Annotated in this window: 17 protein-coding genes; 13 read left to right on the top strand and 4 right to left on the bottom strand. The window is 63.8% G+C overall.

The genetic code is table 11. The features are described 5' to 3' along the window. Positions 1 to 206: 206 nt before the first annotated feature. From LB577_RS29670 to LB577_RS29705, 8 genes are all read left to right on the top strand, one after another. The gene (locus LB577_RS29670) at positions 207 to 614 is read left to right on the top strand and encodes an endonuclease domain-containing protein (protein ID WP_224690003.1); all 408 of its coding nucleotides are present in this window, start codon (positions 207 to 209) and stop codon (positions 612 to 614) included. After that, entirely contained in the window at positions 611 to 997 is a 387-nt protein-coding gene (locus LB577_RS29675; RefSeq protein WP_224690004.1) for a VOC family protein, read from the top strand. Before LB577_RS29670 ends, LB577_RS29675 begins: the two co-directional genes overlap by 4 nt. 6 nt (positions 998 to 1,003) lie before the next feature. Further along, the gene (locus LB577_RS29680; protein ID WP_224690005.1) at positions 1,004 to 1,495 is read left to right on the top strand and encodes a GFA family protein; all 492 of its coding nucleotides are present in this window, start codon (positions 1,004 to 1,006) and stop codon (positions 1,493 to 1,495) included. Then, complete coding sequence (locus tag LB577_RS29685) at positions 1,492 to 1,968, top strand: GFA family protein (RefSeq protein ID WP_023777851.1); 477 nt, start codon at positions 1,492 to 1,494, stop codon at positions 1,966 to 1,968. The genes LB577_RS29680 and LB577_RS29685 overlap by 4 nt, the downstream gene beginning before the upstream one ends. Next, positions 1,965 to 2,918 (top strand): prolyl aminopeptidase, encoded by a 954-nt coding sequence (pip, locus tag LB577_RS29690; protein ID WP_224690006.1) that lies wholly within the window; start codon positions 1,965 to 1,967, stop codon positions 2,916 to 2,918. The genes LB577_RS29685 and pip overlap by 4 nt, the downstream gene beginning before the upstream one ends. A 197-nt stretch (positions 2,919 to 3,115) precedes the next feature. Next, on the top strand, positions 3,116 to 4,732 hold the full coding sequence (gene cimA, locus LB577_RS29695; RefSeq protein ID WP_224690007.1) for a citramalate synthase: 1,617 nt from the start codon (positions 3,116 to 3,118) through the stop codon (positions 4,730 to 4,732). Between the two features lie 83 nt (positions 4,733 to 4,815). After that, on the top strand, positions 4,816 to 5,733 hold the full coding sequence (gene rarD / locus LB577_RS29700; protein WP_224690008.1) for an EamA family transporter RarD: 918 nt from the start codon (positions 4,816 to 4,818) through the stop codon (positions 5,731 to 5,733). 9 nt (positions 5,734 to 5,742) lie between these two features. Beyond that, a complete protein-coding gene (locus LB577_RS29705) occupies positions 5,743 to 6,285 on the top strand; it encodes a glutathione S-transferase N-terminal domain-containing protein (protein ID WP_411969356.1) in 543 nt (180 codons plus the stop codon). A 62-nt stretch (positions 6,286 to 6,347) separates the two neighbouring features. On the opposite strand, the gene LB577_RS29710 is transcribed toward LB577_RS29705, so the two are convergent. Together LB577_RS29710 and LB577_RS29715 are read right to left on the bottom strand one after the other, a co-directional pair. Beyond that, positions 6,348 to 7,343, bottom strand: a complete 996-nt coding sequence (locus LB577_RS29710) for a transporter (RefSeq protein WP_224690009.1) — start codon at positions 7,341 to 7,343, stop codon at positions 6,348 to 6,350. A 181-nt stretch (positions 7,344 to 7,524) separates the two neighbouring features. Beyond that, a complete protein-coding gene (locus LB577_RS29715) occupies positions 7,525 to 7,815 on the bottom strand; it encodes a muconolactone Delta-isomerase family protein (protein ID WP_224690010.1) in 291 nt (96 codons plus the stop codon). Positions 7,816 to 7,924: 109 nt separating this feature from the next. Here LB577_RS29715 and LB577_RS29720 point away from each other — a divergent pair, with 109 nt between their 5' ends. Then, positions 7,925 to 8,839, top strand: coding sequence for a LysR substrate-binding domain-containing protein (locus LB577_RS29720; RefSeq protein ID WP_224690011.1), 915 nt, complete (start codon positions 7,925 to 7,927; stop codon positions 8,837 to 8,839). A gap of 108 nt (positions 8,840 to 8,947) precedes the next feature. Here the strand turns inward: LB577_RS29720 and LB577_RS29725 are convergent, their stop codons facing one another. After that, positions 8,948 to 9,559 carry a TIGR00730 family Rossman fold protein gene (locus LB577_RS29725; RefSeq protein ID WP_224690012.1) on the bottom strand — a complete coding sequence of 204 codons (612 nt, stop codon included), beginning with the start codon at positions 9,557 to 9,559 and terminating at the stop codon, positions 8,948 to 8,950. A gap of 158 nt (positions 9,560 to 9,717) precedes the next feature. Here LB577_RS29725 and LB577_RS29730 point away from each other — a divergent pair, with 158 nt between their 5' ends. Next, a complete protein-coding gene (locus LB577_RS29730; protein ID WP_224690013.1) occupies positions 9,718 to 11,214 on the top strand; it encodes a LysM peptidoglycan-binding domain-containing protein in 1,497 nt (498 codons plus the stop codon). A gap of 14 nt (positions 11,215 to 11,228) precedes the next feature. On the opposite strand, the gene LB577_RS29735 is transcribed toward LB577_RS29730, so the two are convergent. Next, positions 11,229 to 12,026: an NAD(P)H-dependent oxidoreductase gene (locus LB577_RS29735; RefSeq protein ID WP_224690014.1), complete on the bottom strand. Its 798-nt coding sequence runs from the start codon at positions 12,024 to 12,026 to the stop codon at positions 11,229 to 11,231. A gap of 93 nt (positions 12,027 to 12,119) precedes the next feature. Between LB577_RS29735 and LB577_RS29740 the strand changes: the two genes are divergently transcribed. From LB577_RS29740 to LB577_RS29750, 3 genes are all read left to right on the top strand, one after another. After that, positions 12,120 to 13,052, top strand: coding sequence for a LysR family transcriptional regulator (locus LB577_RS29740; protein ID WP_224690015.1), 933 nt, complete (start codon positions 12,120 to 12,122; stop codon positions 13,050 to 13,052). Positions 13,053 to 13,119: 67 nt separating this feature from the next. Further along, positions 13,120 to 13,473, top strand: coding sequence for an ArsR/SmtB family transcription factor (locus LB577_RS29745; RefSeq protein ID WP_224690016.1), 354 nt, complete (start codon positions 13,120 to 13,122; stop codon positions 13,471 to 13,473). A gap of 25 nt (positions 13,474 to 13,498) precedes the next feature. Beyond that, the gene (locus tag LB577_RS29750; protein ID WP_013896331.1) at positions 13,499 to 15,382 is read left to right on the top strand and encodes an ABCB family ABC transporter ATP-binding protein/permease; all 1,884 of its coding nucleotides are present in this window, start codon (positions 13,499 to 13,501) and stop codon (positions 15,380 to 15,382) included. Positions 15,383 to 15,600 lie beyond the last annotated feature (218 nt).

The following is a 15,600-nucleotide window of genomic DNA, read 5'->3' on the forward strand; positions in this document are numbered from 1 at the left end:
GAACCTCCCGGCGCAAAGCACGCCAAACTGTTCGCGATGTCCTCGCACACCTGTTCGCGATGTCCCCGGTCCAAACAGGGGGGAGATTGGACGTCACTTCGGCTTTCGCCAACTGTCGGCGTTGAAGATTGGGCGCCATCGACGAAGCTGCCGATCTCCCCCCTTGAGGGGGAGATGTCCGGCAGGACAGAGGGGGGCGCCTCGCGATGACGCATTATCCGGTACCCACCAACAACCGCGGCAATGCGCGCAAGATGCGCAAGCAATTGACGGATGCCGAACTAAAACTCTGGAACGAGACTCGTGCACATCGGCTCATGGGATTGGCGTTTCGACGCCAAATGCCAATTGCCGGGTATATTGTCGATTTTGCCTGTCCGGCCAAGAAGCTGATCGTCGAGTTGGACGGCTCTCAGCATGCCCGGGCTGAGACTTCGGCATTCGATATAGCAAGAAGTGCCAGGCTCTCAGGGCTTGGCTGGACCGTCCTCCGCTTCTGGAACGACGACGTCATTCGCGGTATCGACAATGTCTGTCAGCACATTGTCATCGAGGCCGGCTTGGGCAATGCCGCGAGGCCGGCGGGCGAACCAGCAAGGGAGGCTGTTTCATGATCGACCATCTCGGCATCACCGTTGCCGATTTCGATGTTTCGAAGGCTTTCTACGACAAGGCGATGGCGCCGCTTGGTGCGTCGTTGCTCTATATGGTGCCGCTGGAATACACCGGCGGCGCCAAGGTCGGCGGCTATGGCCGCGACCGGCCGGTGTTCTGGTTGAGTACCGGCAAGAACAAGCCGAGAGACCACCAGCACGTTGCCTTCACCGCGCGCAGCCGTGCCGAGGTCGATGCCTTCCATGCGGCGGCCCGTGCCGCCGGCGGCAAGGACAATGGCGGGCCTGGTCTGCGCCCGCACTATCATCCGAGCTACTATGGCGCCTTCGTCTTCGATCCCGACGGCAACAATGTCGAGGCGGTTTGCCATGACCCGGAGTGAGCAACGATGAGCCTCCACAACCGGCCGGTCTACACAGGCGGCTGCCAGTGCGGCGCGGTGCGCTTCCGCGTCGAGGGCGCGCTTGGCGATGCCTCGGTCTGCCACTGCCGCATGTGCCAGAAGGCGTTCGGCTCGTTCTACGCACCGTTGGTATCCGTGCGCGGCGCCAAGCTCGACTGGACGCGCGGCGAGCCGAAATATTTCCGCTCGTCCAGCCATGTCGATCGAGGGTTTTGCGCCAATTGCGGGACGCCGCTGACCTTTACCGCGCCTGATGGTGTCGGTCTCGCCATCGGTGCGTTCGACAATCCGGCGGAGATCGTGCCGTCGATCCAGTGGGGCACCGAGGCAAAACTGCCCTATGTGGACGCCATCCCGAAACTGCCGGGCGAGGAGACGATGGCCGATATATCATCGGCTCCGTATCTCGCCGATCTCGTCTCATATCAGCACCCGGACCACGATACGGAACAGTGGCCGCCAAAGGAAAAGTCATGACCGATCAGGTTCGAACCGGCGGCTGCCAATGCGGCGCGGTGCGCTTCCGCATCAAGGGGGCGCTCGGGCGCCCGTCCATCTGCCACTGCCGGATGTGCCAGAAGCAGTTCGGCTCCTTCTTCGGCGCTTTGGTGACCGTGCCGAAGGACGGCGTCGAATGGACTCATGAGGAACCGAGCTATTTTCAGTCGTCGGTCAATATCGATCGCGGCTTCTGCGCCCGCTGCGGCACACCGCTGACCTACCGCCAGCCCGGCGGGCTCGAGATCGCCATCGGCGCCTTCGACGACCGCTCGGATCTGGCGCCGCAGATCCAGGTCAATTACGCCGCGCGGCTGCCCTGGGTGGAGACGATCTTCGACCAGCCCATTCACCAGGATCCAGACTTCTACGCCAGGCAGGAGCAGATCATCTCCTTCCAGCATCCCGATCACGAAACGGCCAACTGGCCGCAACAGGGCCTGAAACTATGAGCTTGCGTACCCTCTATCCGGAAATCGAACCATTCGACTCGGGCATCCTCGATGTCGGCGACGGTCATCAGGTCTATTGGGAACGCTCCGGCACCAAGGACGCCAAGCCGGCGGTGTTCCTGCATGGCGGACCCGGCGGCACCATTTCGTCGAAGCACCGGCGGCTGTTCGACCCCAAACTCTACGACGTCATCCTGTTCGACCAGCGCGGCTGCGGAAAATCGACACCGAACGCCTCGCTGGAAGCCAACACGACCTGGCATCTGATTGCCGACATCGAGCGCCTGCGCGAGATGGCCGGCTTCGACAAATGGCTGGTGTTCGGCGGCTCCTGGGGCTCGACGCTGGCGCTCGCCTATGCCGAGACCCATCCCGATCGCGTCAGCGAACTGGTGGTGCGCGGCATCTACACGCTGACGCGGGCCGAACTCGAATGGTACTACCAGTTTGGCGTCTCCGAGATGTTTCCCGACAAGTGGGAACGCTTCCTGGCGCCGATCCCGCAAGTCGAGCGCGGCGACATGATGGCGGCCTACCGCAAGCGGCTGATCGGATCCGACCGCAAGGCGCAAATCGAGGCCGCCCGCGCCTGGAGCCTGTGGGAGGGCGAGACGATCACGCTGCTGCCAGAGCCGGAGACCAGCGGGCCATTTGGCGAGGACGACTACGCCGTCGCCTTCGCCCGCATCGAGAACCACTATTTCGTCCATGCCGGCTGGCTGGAGGAGGGGCAGCTTCTGCGCGACGCGCACAAGCTCAAGGACATCCCCGGAACCATCGTCCATGGCCGCTACGACATGCCGTGTCCGGCGCGCTACGCCTGGGCGCTGCACAAGGCCTGGCCGAAGGCGGATTTCCACCTGATCGAGGGCGCCGGCCACGCCTATTCGGAACCGGGCATCCTTGACCAACTGATCCGGGCGACCGACCGGTTTGCGGGGAAGGTATAGTCGATGCACGGCGATCCTTCACACCCCCCTCTGTCCTGCCGGACATCTCCCCCGCAAGGGGGGAGATTGGATGTCGCCTTCGCTTTCGCCAATCGTCGACGTTGCAGGACCAGCGCTGTCATCAAAGCTGCCGATCTTCCCCCTTGCGGGGGAGATGGCCGGCAGGACAGAGGGGGGTGCTCAAGCACCTTGCCATCATGAAAAAGCAACGCCTCTATCTCTTCGACACCACACTGCGCGATGGCCAGCAGACGCCGGGCATCGACTTTTCCGTCGAGGACAAGATCGCGATTGCAAGGCTGCTCGATGAATTCGGCTTCGACTATGTCGAGGGCGGCTATCCCGGCGCCAATCCGACCGACACCGCATTCTTTCAGCAGAAGCGCACGGCGAAGGCCAAATTTGTCGCCTTCGGCATGACCAAGCGGGCAGGCGTGTCGGCGTCCAACGATCCCGGCCTTGCCGCCCTTGTGCAATCGAAGTCGGACGCCATCTGCTTCGTCGCCAAGAGCTGGGACTACCATGTTCGCGTCGCGCTCGGCTGCACCAACGAGGAAAACCTCGATGCCATCAAGGCTTCGGTCGAGGCATCAGTCGCTTCGGGCAAGGAAGCGATGGTCGACTGCGAGCATTTCTTCGACGGCTTCAAGGCCAACCCGGACTATGCGCTGGCCTGCGCCAGGACGGCATACGACGCCGGCGCGCGCTGGGTGGTGTTGTGCGACACCAATGGCGGTACGCAGCCATCGGAAGTGCGCGCCATCGTCGAGAAGGTGATCGCCTCCGGCATTCCCGGCGACCATCTCGGCATCCATGCCCATGACGATACCGGCCAGGCTGTGGCGAATTCCCTTGCCGCCGTCCAAGCCGGCGTGCGCCAGATCCAGGGCACGCTGAACGGCATCGGCGAGCGCTGCGGCAACGCCAATCTGGTGTCGATCGTGCCGACGCTGGCGCTGAAGCCGGCTTTCGCCGATCGCTTCGAGACCGGCGTTTCGGCGGAAGCGCTGACCGGCATCTCCAGGCTCTCGCGCGCCTTCGACGAACTCCTGAACCGTGCGCCTGAGGCGCAGGCGCCCTATGTCGGCGCCTCGGCCTTCGCCACCAAGGCCGGCATCCACGCTTCGGCGCTGGCCAAGGAGCCGGCGACCTATGAGCACGTGCCGCCGGAAACGGTCGGCAACCGCCGCCGCGTCATGGTTTCCGACCAGGGCGGCAAGGCCAATTTCCTCGCCGAGCTGAAGCGGCGCGGCATCGATGTGCCCAGGGACGATCACCGGCTCGACGCGCTGATTGCCGTGGTCAAGGAGCGCGAGGCCGAAGGCTACGCCTACGAGGGCGCCGACGCCTCCTTCGAACTGCTCGCCCGCAAGATGCTGCATGGCCTGCCGCAGTTCTTCAACGTCACCTCGTTTCGCTGCATGGTCGAGCGGCGCTTCGACGCCAACGGCCAGTTGAAGACGGTGTCCGAAGCCATCGTGAAGGTGCTGGTCGACGGCGAGGAGAAGATGTCGGTGGCCGAGGGGCACGGCCCGGTCAACGCGCTCGACATCGCCCTGCGCAAGGATCTGGGCAAGTACCAGAGCGAGATCGTCGATCTGGAACTCGCCGATTTCAAGGTGCGTATCCTCAATGGCGGCACCGAGGCCATCACCCGGGTTCTGATCGAATCGCATGACGGCACCGGTGCGCGCTGGTGGACCGTCGGGGTTTCCGAAAACATCATCGACGCGTCCTTCCAGGCGCTGATGGATTCGATCGTCTACAAACTGATGAAGAACCGGGAGATGGCGGGCCTGGTTGCGGCCGAGTAAGTTTGAACCATCAGCGAAAGTCCATTGATCCATCAGAACTTTGCGATGGTCTTGCGGAGATGACTGCGCCATAGCGTTGGCCCATGGTCACTGAAGTAATTACACTCGACGCGGATTCGAAGGCCCGGCGCGGTTTCCTGTTGGCGCTGGGTGCTTACCTCTTGTGGGGGTTGCTGCCGTTTTACATGAAGGCAGTGGCGCATCTGCCGCTCGCCGAGGTGATTGCGCACCGCATCGTCTGGTCGGTGCCGATCGCCGCTGCGGTTCTCATCTGGGCCGGCCGCACGGCGGACTTCAAGGCGGCATTGCGCTCTCCACGCACCATTTCCATGGCCGCGCTGACGGCGGCGCTGATCTCGGTCAACTGGGGCATCTATGTCTGGGCGATCGCCGTCGACCGCACCGTCGAGACCGCGCTTGGCTATTACATCAACCCGCTGGTCAGTGTGGTCGTCGGCGCGCTGCTGCTTGGCGAACGGCTCGACCGCTTGCAGATAGCCGCGGTTGTGCTTGCGGCGATCGCCGTGGCGGTGCTGACGATCGAGGGCGGCAAGCTGCCCTGGGTATCACTGGCGCTGGCGTTTTCCTTCGCCGCCTACGGCTTCTTCCGCAAGACGCTGCCGATCGGGCCAAGCCAGGGCTTTCTGCTCGAAGTGCTTTTGCTGTCGGTGCCGGCGCTTGGCTACATCGTCTACCTGATCGCGACCGGACAGGATCACATCGTGTCCAGCAACAGCACCGACACGGCGTTGCTGATCGGCTGCGGTCCGGTCACATCGGTGCCGCTGTTGCTGTTTGCCTTCGGCGCCAAGCTGTTGCGGCTCTCCACCATCGGCATCATGCAGTATATTGCGCCGACCATGGTTTTCCTGATCGCCGTGCTGATCTTCGATGAACCGTTCGGCACCACTCAGGCGCTCGCCTTCGCGCTGATCTGGACGGCACTGGCGATCTATTCCTGGTCGATGCTGACATCGGCACGCAAGGCCTCCGCCCGATAGGGAGTTTCGATGTACCAGTTGCACATCGCTAACAAGAACTATTCCTCATGGTCGCTACGGCCATGGATCTTGATGCGAGCGCTGGACATTCCATTCGAGGAGCGGCTGATGCCGTTTCCGACCGGATCGAGCTGGAGCCTTTACCGATCGTTCTCGCCGAACGGGCGGGTGCCTTGTCTGATCGACGATGGCTGGGCGGTCTGGGATTCGCTTGCCATTGTCGAATATCTGGCCGAGCGGCATCACGGTGTCTGGCCTGTCGAGGCCAAAGCGCGTGCCTGGGCGCGTTCGGCCGCCGCCGAAATGCATTCGAGTTTCACAGCTTTGCGCGGAGCATGCCCGATGAGCTGCGGCGTGCGCGTCGAACCGCTTCCGATGTCCGATGCGTTGAAGCAGGATCTCTTCCGCCTCGGCGACCTCTGGAACGATGGCCTTGCCCGTTTTGGCGGGCCGTTTCTCGCCGGCGCGCATTTCACCGCCGCCGACGCCTTCTTCGCCCCGGTGGCGTTCCGGGCCCAATCCTACGGGCTCTCTTTCGAGGGTGCGGCGTGAGCCGGACCACGAAGCGGAAGTCCGCGCCGCCGGCACCATCATCGAGGATCTTCGCGCTGCCGCTACAACCCCCGGCCCAGCCGCCTGACGAACAGATAGGTGGCCGCCGCGATAACCATCGACACCGCCGTCACCACCCAGAAGCCTATTGGCGTATCGACCAGCGGCAGCCCGCCGACATTCATGCCGAACAGGCCGGAGATGATGGTCATCGGCAGCAGCACCGCTGTCATGACGGAGAGAACATAAAGCAACTGGTTCGACTGCATGGTCAGCTTGGCCATCAGCTCGTCCTGCAGCAGCCTCGTGCGCGCCTGCAACTGCTCGCCGTCATTGTAGAGCGTGAAGGCGCGGTGCGAGAGCCTGGCCGCCATGTCGTTGATCAGGTCGGGCAGCTCGTCGCGATGCGAATGGTCGAGATGCCGGAACAGGTTGGTCAGCGTCGCCATCTGCCGATGGATCACCACCAGCTGCCGGCGCGCCTCGACCAGCGCCTGGCGCTCATTGTGCCATGCGTCGCGCACCACGCGGTCCTCGATGCCGTCGAGCGTGTCGCCGAGCTTGCCGAGTTCTGCCCCCATGCCGTCGAGCGACTGGCCCATCACCGCCTCGATCAGCTCCGCCGGCGAGCGGAACTTCCGTGATCCGTTCTCCACCGCCTTGCGGACCGCATCGACCGACTCCAGCGGCTGCTTGCGGGCGCCGATCAGCATCGTGTCGTTGAAGGCAAAGCGGAAATGGACGAGCCCGCGCGCTTCCGAAAAATCGTGCCTGAGATCAGGCAAATCGCCAAAGAGCCAGTTGTCCTCGTAGTCGATATGGCAGCCATGGCTGGGCGCGAGGAAGGCATCGCGGGCCGGCGCCGGCAGCGCCTTTTCGGCGCCGATCTCCTGGCGGGCGTGCAGGTCGGTGATCTGATAGCTGCGCCAGGTCCACTGCGCTTGCGCAGGATCCTTGGTGCGCAGGCCACTGGCGGTGAAATGATAGATGAAGAACAGCCCATGCTCGTCGGGCAGATAGGGCGACAGGTCGGTGCCTTCGGGGAGGGCGACATCCATTGGGCGCAGTGCCAGATACGAGTTGCAAGGCGGCGCCGCGCAGCGGCACCTGACCGGGATTTCTAGCACGCACGAACCCGCTTCCGTGTGACGGTTTCTTGACAACCGATCACAGAGTGTCGAGGAGGCGGCAATGCGGTGGCGGCGCCTTTCGCCATCACCGCATTGCAATTGCGGCGGTTCAGCGCTTCGGCCCGAACCCGGGATAGGGGTTGAGCGGTACGATTGCCGCGACGTCCATCATGCCGGCCTTGACCAATGGCAGAGTGGCGAGATGGCCGCGCACTTCGGCGTCGTCGGCCGCCTCGAACATCATGCCGCTGCCGGGAATATCGCCGCGGTTCCAGACCTGGCGCACCGCGCCTTCGGCGTAAAGCGTGCGCCGCTGCTCGGCCTCGCCGGGCAGGAGGGGTGCGAAGTCCGCGTCACTGAACTTGGCGGTGTTGCGGGTGAGAAGGGCAAAGAACTGCATGTCGGTCTCCTTGGTTGGGATGGCCGAGTATCTCTTTTCGATGGTCAGACTGTCCAAGACTGACTAGGCTAAAGTTGAGACCTTCTAGGACTTGAAGCTTCAGAGAAAAATGTTCGACCTGCGTCAGATCAGATATTTCGTCACCGTTGCGGAAACCAGCAACGTCGGCCGCGCCGCCGAAATCCTGCATATTTCACAATCGCCGCTCAGCCGGCAGATCATGCAGCTCGAGGCGCAACTGGGCGTCGCTCTGTTCGAACGCGCGAAGCAGCGCGTCCACCTCAATGCCGAGGGCCGCGCTTTCCTCACCGAGGCCCGCGCGCTGCTCGCCGATGCGCGGCGGGTGGAGGAGTTCGGCCGCAACCTTGCCAGCGGCGCGGTCGGCCGTCTCGCCATCGGCTATGTCGAGGGCGCGGTGCATGCCGGGCTGGTCGCCGACATGCTCAGGCAGTTCCGCCGCGAGCGGCCGGATTTCCATCTTCAGCTCAGGAGCCGGCGCACGGCCGCGCAGTTCGATGATTTGCGGCAGCGTGTGCTCGATCTCGGCTTCGTCTACGCTCCGGCCCCGGCCGACGATCCGGACATCGACAGCATGCTGGTGCGGCGCGAGCCGCTGGTGCTGGCTATCCCCGAGGATGATCCACTTGTCGCGCTAGCCGACATCGGGCCGCGGCATCTCGACGGCCGCACCTGGATCACCGTGGTGCGCCAGCCCGACGACACCAATCGCGGCCAGTTCCTCGCCGCTTGTGCAAAGGCCGGCTTTCTGCCCGACATCGCCTATGAAACAGCCGATCCGCTGACCTCGCTCGGTCTGGTCAGCGCCGGCCTCGGCCTGGCGACGGTTCAATCCAGCCTGCGTGCCGCCGCACCGCCGCGGGTGATGTTTCGCGATTTGCCATGGTTCGAACGCACGGTGTCGATCCATCTGGCCTGGCGCCGGCATGACCGGCGGGCGGTGATTGGGGATTTGAGGAAGGCAGTAGGCAGTAGGGCAGTAGGCAGTAGGGCAGTAGGGCAGTAGGGCAGTAGGGCAGTAGGGCAGTAGGGCAGTAGGGCAGTAGGGCAGTAGGGCAGGCGTCGATGCGCCTTGATTTCCCGTACTGCCGTACTGCCTTATTCCCTTATTCCCCTACATCTTATCGATCACCGACTGCACGCCCTCGGTCGGGGCGTCGACGGAGGAGCCTGCCACCATGATGGCGGCGACGATGGCCTCGGGGTCGTTGACGACCAGCGGCTTGACCCTTTGCGCGGTGTGAATGAAGCCTTCCGCCGCCATATGATCAAGCAACGCCAGCATCGGATCCCAGAAGCCACCGACATTGCCGAAGACGATCGGCTTGCGATGATGGCCGAGTTGCGCCCAGGTCATGACCTCGACGATCTCCTCGACTGTGCCGATACCGCCCGGCAGCGCCACAAAGGCGTCGGATTTCTCGAACATCTTATGTTTGCGCTCGTGCATATTGTCGGTGATTACCAGCTCGTCGAGCCGGTCAAGCGCGGTTTCGGTCGCTTCCCTGTTGATCAGGAAGCGCGGAATGATGCCCGTTACCTTGCCGCCGGCCTTGAGCGCGCCTTCGGCGACGGCGCCCATGATACCTTTGGTGCCGCCGCCATAAACCAGCCTGAGGCCGGAGCGTGCAAGCGAGCGCCCGAGCAGGTGACCGGCCTTGATATAGGTTTCATCACGGCCCGGAGACGAGCCGCAATAGACGCAAACGGATCGAATCGTGTTCATGCCGATGATTGGTGATTGGGTCTGAAAGCGGGGTCAAGCCCCAAGGCAACAAGGCCGGGCTTTTTCTTGTCGGCCCCTTTTTCTTGTCGGCCCGTTTTTCTTGTCGGCATTGGGAAAACACGCTAGACCGGCATTAGGTGGCTAAGGGGTAGGGAAATATGGCAATTAATCCACTGAAGGCGTTCCTGTTCGCGGCGGGTGGGACCGTCGCGGCTGCGGGAACCGCCTATGTATCGGGTGCGCTCGACCCGTATCTTCATCCAACGCCACCGGCGCAGGTAGCGGCCTTGACGCCGCCCGAGGCGAAACCGGCGGATCCCGGCACGGAAGGGCGACTGCCGGCACCGGCGGTACCGGCCGCTCCCGCCGCGGCACCGCAGGCGACGGCTCCGGCAGCGGATGCACCGGCGCCGGCAGCGCCCGCGGCGGCAGGTCCGATCGCGCCGACATTCGACGTCGTGCGCGTCGAGGGCAACGGTTCGATCGTGGTTGCCGGCAATGCGGCGCCCAATTCGAAGGTCGAGATCCTGAACGGCACCACCGTGCTTGGTTCGACGGTGGCGGGTCCCGATGGAGCCTTTGTCATCGTGCTCGACGATCCGCTGAAGCCGGGCGACTATACGATCGCCCTGCGTTCGACGGCCGGCACCGTGGTGACAGCCTCGGTGCAGACCGCCGTCGTTTCGGTTCCCAAGGATGTGACCGGCCAGGTGCTGGCGATGGTCGAGGAGCCGGGCAAGCCGGCCGAACTGCTGACAGTCCCCGCGCCCGAGACCAAACCGGCCGCGCTGGCCACCGGCGACCAGGCTGCCGCTCCGCCAGTGCCAGCGCCGGCTCCGGCCGCTGAAGCGCCCGCGGCTGTTGCTCCGGCACCGGCAGTCGTCGAGGCTGCACCGGCGCCGGCAACATCGCCCGCCGCAGCCGCGGCCGAGCCCAAGATCGTCGTCGAGGCGATCGAGATCGACGGCAACAAGATCTTTGTCGCCGGCCTTGCCGATCCGGGCCGCAAGGTGCGCGCCTACGCCAACGACATCCTGCTCGGCGATGCGCAGACATCGCGCGACGGTCATTTCCTCGTCGAGGCGACCCGCGACATTCCGGTCGGCAGCTACACCATCCATGTCGATGGCCTCGATGCCGATGGCGTGAAGGTGGTCGCCCGCGCCGCTGTGCCGTTCGAGCGTGAGCCGGGTCAAGCGGTTGCCGCCGTGGCACCCGCCCAGACCAAGCCAGCATCGACCAAGCCAGCAGAGACCAAGCCTGCCGCCCCGGCCTCTGCCGCCGAAGCGCCAGCCGTTGCCGCCGCTCCGGCTGAGTCGGCACCAGCGGCGCCCGCCGCCGAGGCTCCGGCCATCGCGGCGGCAGCCACGCCGCCGAGCGATGTGCCCGAGGTCGTGGCACCCAAGCTCGAACACGCCGACAGCGCCGTCATCATCCGCCGCAACGACACGCTGTGGCGGATTTCGCGGCGCGTATACGGCCACGGGGTGCGCTATTCGACCATCTATCTCGCCAACCAGGACCAGATCAGGAATCCCGACCGCATCTGGCCGGGGCAGGTGTTCATGGTCCCGGAAAAGTCGAAGGAAGGCGAAGCCGCCGACCTCAAGGCAATGGGCGAGCAGGCGACGACGGCGCCGACCAAGACGCAGTAGAAGCCCCGTATCGATCAGCCGGCATCACCGGCGCGGCTGGAGTGAAGCGCGAAACCGGCTGCACCCGGGTCGCCGAGCTCAGGGCGGAGATTCATGCTTGGAATGAGATAATCTCCGCCATTTTGCCGACGATATGGGATCGGCGGCGTCGTCGCCAGCGTCCGCATCCTGTCACGCAGGCGTTCAGCCACGGGCTCGAAGCCGTCCTCTCCGAGACGATCGACCTTGTATACCACGAACGGCGGAAGCACGTCGTATCCGGGGTAGTAGAGAATCCCGTGATTGATCGGGAACAGCAGGTCGTCGATGGGTCCGTTGATCCCGCGCGCGGTGTAGTGCTCCTCCCAGCCGCCAACGGTCACGATCAGCATCGCGCGTTTCCCGGCGAGGGTGCCCTCGCCGTAACGATCGCCCCAACGCCGGTCGCTATGCTCGCCAACGCCATAGGCGAATCCATAGGCGAACACACGGTCGACCCAGCCCTTGAGGATCGCCGGCATGGCGAACCACCAAAGCGGGAACTGGAGGATCAAGGTATCGGCCCACAGGAGTTTCTCGATCTCGGCCTTTACATCGTCGGTTAGGGCGTTGGCTTCGAACGCCTTCTTGGAGGCCGCGACGGGTATCAACCGCGCGTCAGGTTCGAGCAAGGGGAAGTCGGCGCGATCGACCGCGGATTTCCAGCCATCGGCGTATAGGTCCGACACGCGCACCTCATGTCCTTGAGCCTCTAGTTCCTTTATGGCGACATCGCGAAGGGCGCCGTTGAGCGAACGTGGTTCGGGGTGGGCAAAGACAAGCAGAACTTTCATGGGTCAGATCCAATATTGAGGGGACTGACGTGAAGATAGCCAGCAGCGATGTGATCCACTATATGTAGACAATGAATAACATTGTGCCGAATAATGGATAAGTCAGACGTTACATTCGAGCGGATGCGCACCTTCGTTCGCGTCGCCGAGCGTGGCAGCCTGTCGGCCGTTGCGCGCGAGCTTGGCGTCGGGCAGTCGACGATCACGCGGCACGTGCGGGAACTCGAAGAAGCTGTTGGCGTGCCTTTGCTCAGCAGAACGACCCGGCGTGTCACGATGACCGCTGAAGGCAGCCGCTATTACGCCAACAGCGTTCAAATCCTGCGCCTTGTCGAACAGGCCAGCGATGAGGCCCGGAGCACGCGCGGCGCGCCCGCCGGTACGATCCGGATAAGTTGTACGGCGGCTTTCGGTGTCTTGCACGTCAGCCGCCTCATCTTCGCTTTTCAGGACCGTCACGCCGACATCGGGATTGATCTCAGCCTCACGGACGAGCGGGTGGACCTCGTCCGCGAGGGCATCGATATCGCGCTCCGCCTGGGGCCGCTCACCGACAGTTCGTTGAAGCTGAGGGCGCTCGGCCAGTCACGGCGTCTGCTCGTGGCGTCTCCGGCCTATCTGGCGGCGCGGGGAAGGCCTTCTGTCCCTTCGGATCTGTCTCGACATGAGGGCATCCGGATGTCGAACGTGGCGGGCAGCGAAACACTTGTTTTGCAGGGCGCCGGCGGCGAGCGCCACATGGTGCCTTTCGCGGGGCGACTGCGGATCGATCATGGACTTGCCGCGCGGCAGGCCTTGGTTGCCGCTCGGGGCATCGCGCCTGCGCATCGATGGCTTGTGGACGATCTTCTGGCCGCGGGCGCGCTGGAGACGATCCTGACGGACTATTCGTTGACGTCCGTTCCACTCAACATGTTGATTGTCCCAGAGCGCGCGGGCGTTGCCAGGGTCCGCTTGCTGGTCGAGTTTCTGGCTGAACGGATTGCCGAGATCCCAGGGATCGAGAAATCCGTCTCACAGAACTAGCCGCTGTCCGATCTGCCCGGAAGAGTAGCTTGCGGCGGTGCCCTCCATCGTCTATCGCCGATGAACGATGACAGAATCCGTCCTTGAACCAGGCCGCGCCACCGGCGCCGTCGCTTTACCCAACTGCATCTCCGATAGTCGCGCTGTCGCGGCGCGATTTGCGGCGTTGTCGCATCCGGCGCGGATCGAAATCATAAAATACCTCTCGGCCAGCAATTCTTGCTGCTGCCGCGAGGTCGTCGACCGTTTCGACCTGGCGCAGTCGACCGTGTCCCAGCATCTGAAGATATTGGTCGAGGCTGGCCTGGTCCGGTTCGAGCCCGACCGCCAGCGCTCGCGCTACGCGGTCGATCGCGCGGCGCTCGCCGAAATATCGGCGTCGCTGGGCGCACTCGTCGATTCCTGCTGCTCCGGCCGCTGACCCTCTCACCCAAAAGGCAAGAAAATTGGCCGAAAAAACTGTCTCCGCCGACACCTCGACCCTGACGACATTGCGCAATTTGTGGCCCTATATGTGGCCGGCCGACCGGGCTGACCTCAGGGCGAGGGTTACCTGGGCGACACTGCTGCTGGTCGTCGCCAAGGTGACGCTGGTCGCCGGCCCCTACTTCTTCAAATGGGCGACCGATGCGCTGGCTGGCGGCTTCAAAACGCCGCCGCCGCTGCCTTCCTTCCTGCTTGCCCCGGTGATGCTGGTCATCGCCTATAATGTGCTGAGGCTCGTTCAGCTCGGCTTCAACCAGCTGCGCGACGCGCTGTTTGCCCGCGTTGGACAACATGCGGTGCGCCAGCTTGCCTTCCGCACCTTCGTCCACATGCACCAGCTGTCGCTGCGCTTTCACCTGGAGCGCCGCACCGGCGGCTTGTCGCGCATCATCGAGCGCGGCACCAAGGGCATCGAGACGATCGTGCGTTTCATCATGCTGAACACGGCGCCGACCATTCTCGAATTCGCGCTGACCGCCGGCATATTCGGCTTCACCTATGGCTGGAAATACGTGGCCGTGGTCGCGGTCACCGTCTGCGTCTATGTCTGGTTCACGGTCAAGGCCAGCGACTGGCGCATCTCGATCCGCCGCGACATGAACGACAGCGACACCGACGCCAACACCAAGGCGATCGATTCGCTGCTCAATTTCGAGACGGTCAAGTATTTCACCAACGAAGCCATGGAGGCCGAGCGCTTCGACCGCTCGATGGCGCGCTACGAGATCGCCGCCACCAAGACCTGGACCTCGCTCGGCTGGCTGAATTTCGGCCAGGGCGCCATCTTCGGTCTCGGCACGGTCGTCGTGATGTGCATGTCGGCGCTGGAGGTCCAGGCTCATACGCAAACGGTCGGCGATTTCGTCTTCATCAACGCCATGCTGGTGCAGCTCTCCGTGCCGCTCAACTTCATCGGTTTCATCTACCGCGAAATCCGCCAGGGCCTCACCGACATCGAGCACATGTTCGACCTCCTCGACGTGCCGCAGGAGATCGTCGACAAGCCCGATGCAAAGCCTCTGGTCGTCAGCGCCGGCAAGGTCGAGTTCCGCGACGTGCATTTCTCCTATGACCCGAACCGCAAGATCCTGAAGGGTGTCAGCTTCGACGTGCCGGCTGGCAAGACGATTGCCATCGTGGGGCCGTCGGGTGCGGGCAAGTCGACCATCTCGCGGCTCCTGTTCCGCTTCTATGACGTGCAGGGCGGCCAGGTGCTGATCGACGGCCAGGACATCAGGGATGTCACCCAGGAGAGCCTGCGGGCGGTGCTCGGCATGGTGCCGCAGGACACGGTGCTGTTCAACGACACCATCGCCTACAACATCCGCTACGGCCGCGTCGGTGCGAGCGAGGAGGAGGTGCGCAAGGCCGCCGAACTTGCCCAGATCGGGCCGTTCATCGAAAAACTGCCCGACGGCTACAAGTCGATGGTCGGCGAGCGCGGGCTGAAGCTCTCCGGTGGCGAGAAGCAGCGCGTCGCGATCGCCCGCACCATCCTCAAGGCGCCGCCGATCCTGATGCTCGACGAAGCGACCTCGGCGCTGGACAGCCACACCGAGCAGGAGATCCAGGCCGCGCTCGACCTGGTCAGCAAGGGCCGCACCACGATCGTCATCGCCCACCGCCTGTCGACGGTGATTTCGGCCGACGAGATCATCGTGCTCAAGGATGGCCAGATCGCCGAGCGCGGCACCCACATCGAGCTGATGCGCCAGCATGGCCTTTATGCCTCGATGTGGGATCGCCAACGCGAAGCGACCGAGGCCGAGGAACGCCTGCGTCGCGCCCGCGAGAGCGACGAATTTGGTGTTATCGTTCGCCGGCGGACGTCGGAGGTGTCGTAGGTTTTTCCTTCCCCCCTTGTGGGGGAAGGTGGCCTCGCGAAGCGAGGTCGGATGAGGGGTGTTCCAGGGAACGCCAACGCCTCACTCCGTCACGCACCCCTCATCCGTCTCGGCGCTGCGCGCCGATCCACCTTCTCCCGCAAGGGGAGAAGGAAAAGGTTTCAAAACACCGCTTGACCTCAACTTAAGTTGAGATTGTACGCCGTTCCAGGAGCCCG

This window comes from Mesorhizobium sp. B283B1A, from assembly GCF_020165735.1.
Classification (GTDB): domain Bacteria; phylum Pseudomonadota; class Alphaproteobacteria; order Rhizobiales; family Rhizobiaceae; genus Mesorhizobium; species Mesorhizobium opportunistum.

Coding starts and splice junctions, on each gene's coding strand:
- LB577_RS29720 (WP_224690011.1), top strand. CDS start 7,925: ATGTTCGACCTGCGTCAGATCAGATATTTCGTCACCGTTGCGGAAACC.
- LB577_RS29725 (WP_224690012.1), bottom strand. CDS start 9,559: ATGAACACGATTCGATCCGTTTGCGTCTATTGCGGCTCGTCTCCGGGC.
- LB577_RS29740 (WP_224690015.1), top strand. CDS start 12,120: ATGGATAAGTCAGACGTTACATTCGAGCGGATGCGCACCTTCGTTCGC.
- LB577_RS29745 (WP_224690016.1), top strand. CDS start 13,120: ATGACAGAATCCGTCCTTGAACCAGGCCGCGCCACCGGCGCCGTCGCT.
- LB577_RS29670 (WP_224690003.1), top strand. CDS start 207: ATGACGCATTATCCGGTACCCACCAACAACCGCGGCAATGCGCGCAAG.
- LB577_RS29705 (WP_411969356.1), top strand. CDS start 5,743: ATGTACCAGTTGCACATCGCTAACAAGAACTATTCCTCATGGTCGCTA.
- LB577_RS29735 (WP_224690014.1), bottom strand. CDS start 12,026: ATGAAAGTTCTGCTTGTCTTTGCCCACCCCGAACCACGTTCGCTCAAC.
- rarD (WP_224690008.1), top strand. CDS start 4,816: ATGGTCACTGAAGTAATTACACTCGACGCGGATTCGAAGGCCCGGCGC.
- pip (WP_224690006.1), top strand. CDS start 1,965: ATGAGCTTGCGTACCCTCTATCCGGAAATCGAACCATTCGACTCGGGC.
- LB577_RS29675 (WP_224690004.1), top strand. CDS start 611: ATGATCGACCATCTCGGCATCACCGTTGCCGATTTCGATGTTTCGAAG.
- LB577_RS29685 (WP_023777851.1), top strand. CDS start 1,492: ATGACCGATCAGGTTCGAACCGGCGGCTGCCAATGCGGCGCGGTGCGC.
- LB577_RS29730 (WP_224690013.1), top strand. CDS start 9,718: ATGGCAATTAATCCACTGAAGGCGTTCCTGTTCGCGGCGGGTGGGACC.
- LB577_RS29680 (WP_224690005.1), top strand. CDS start 1,004: ATGAGCCTCCACAACCGGCCGGTCTACACAGGCGGCTGCCAGTGCGGC.
- LB577_RS29710 (WP_224690009.1), bottom strand. CDS start 7,343: ATGGATGTCGCCCTCCCCGAAGGCACCGACCTGTCGCCCTATCTGCCC.
- cimA (WP_224690007.1), top strand. CDS start 3,116: ATGAAAAAGCAACGCCTCTATCTCTTCGACACCACACTGCGCGATGGC.
- LB577_RS29715 (WP_224690010.1), bottom strand. CDS start 7,815: ATGCAGTTCTTTGCCCTTCTCACCCGCAACACCGCCAAGTTCAGTGAC.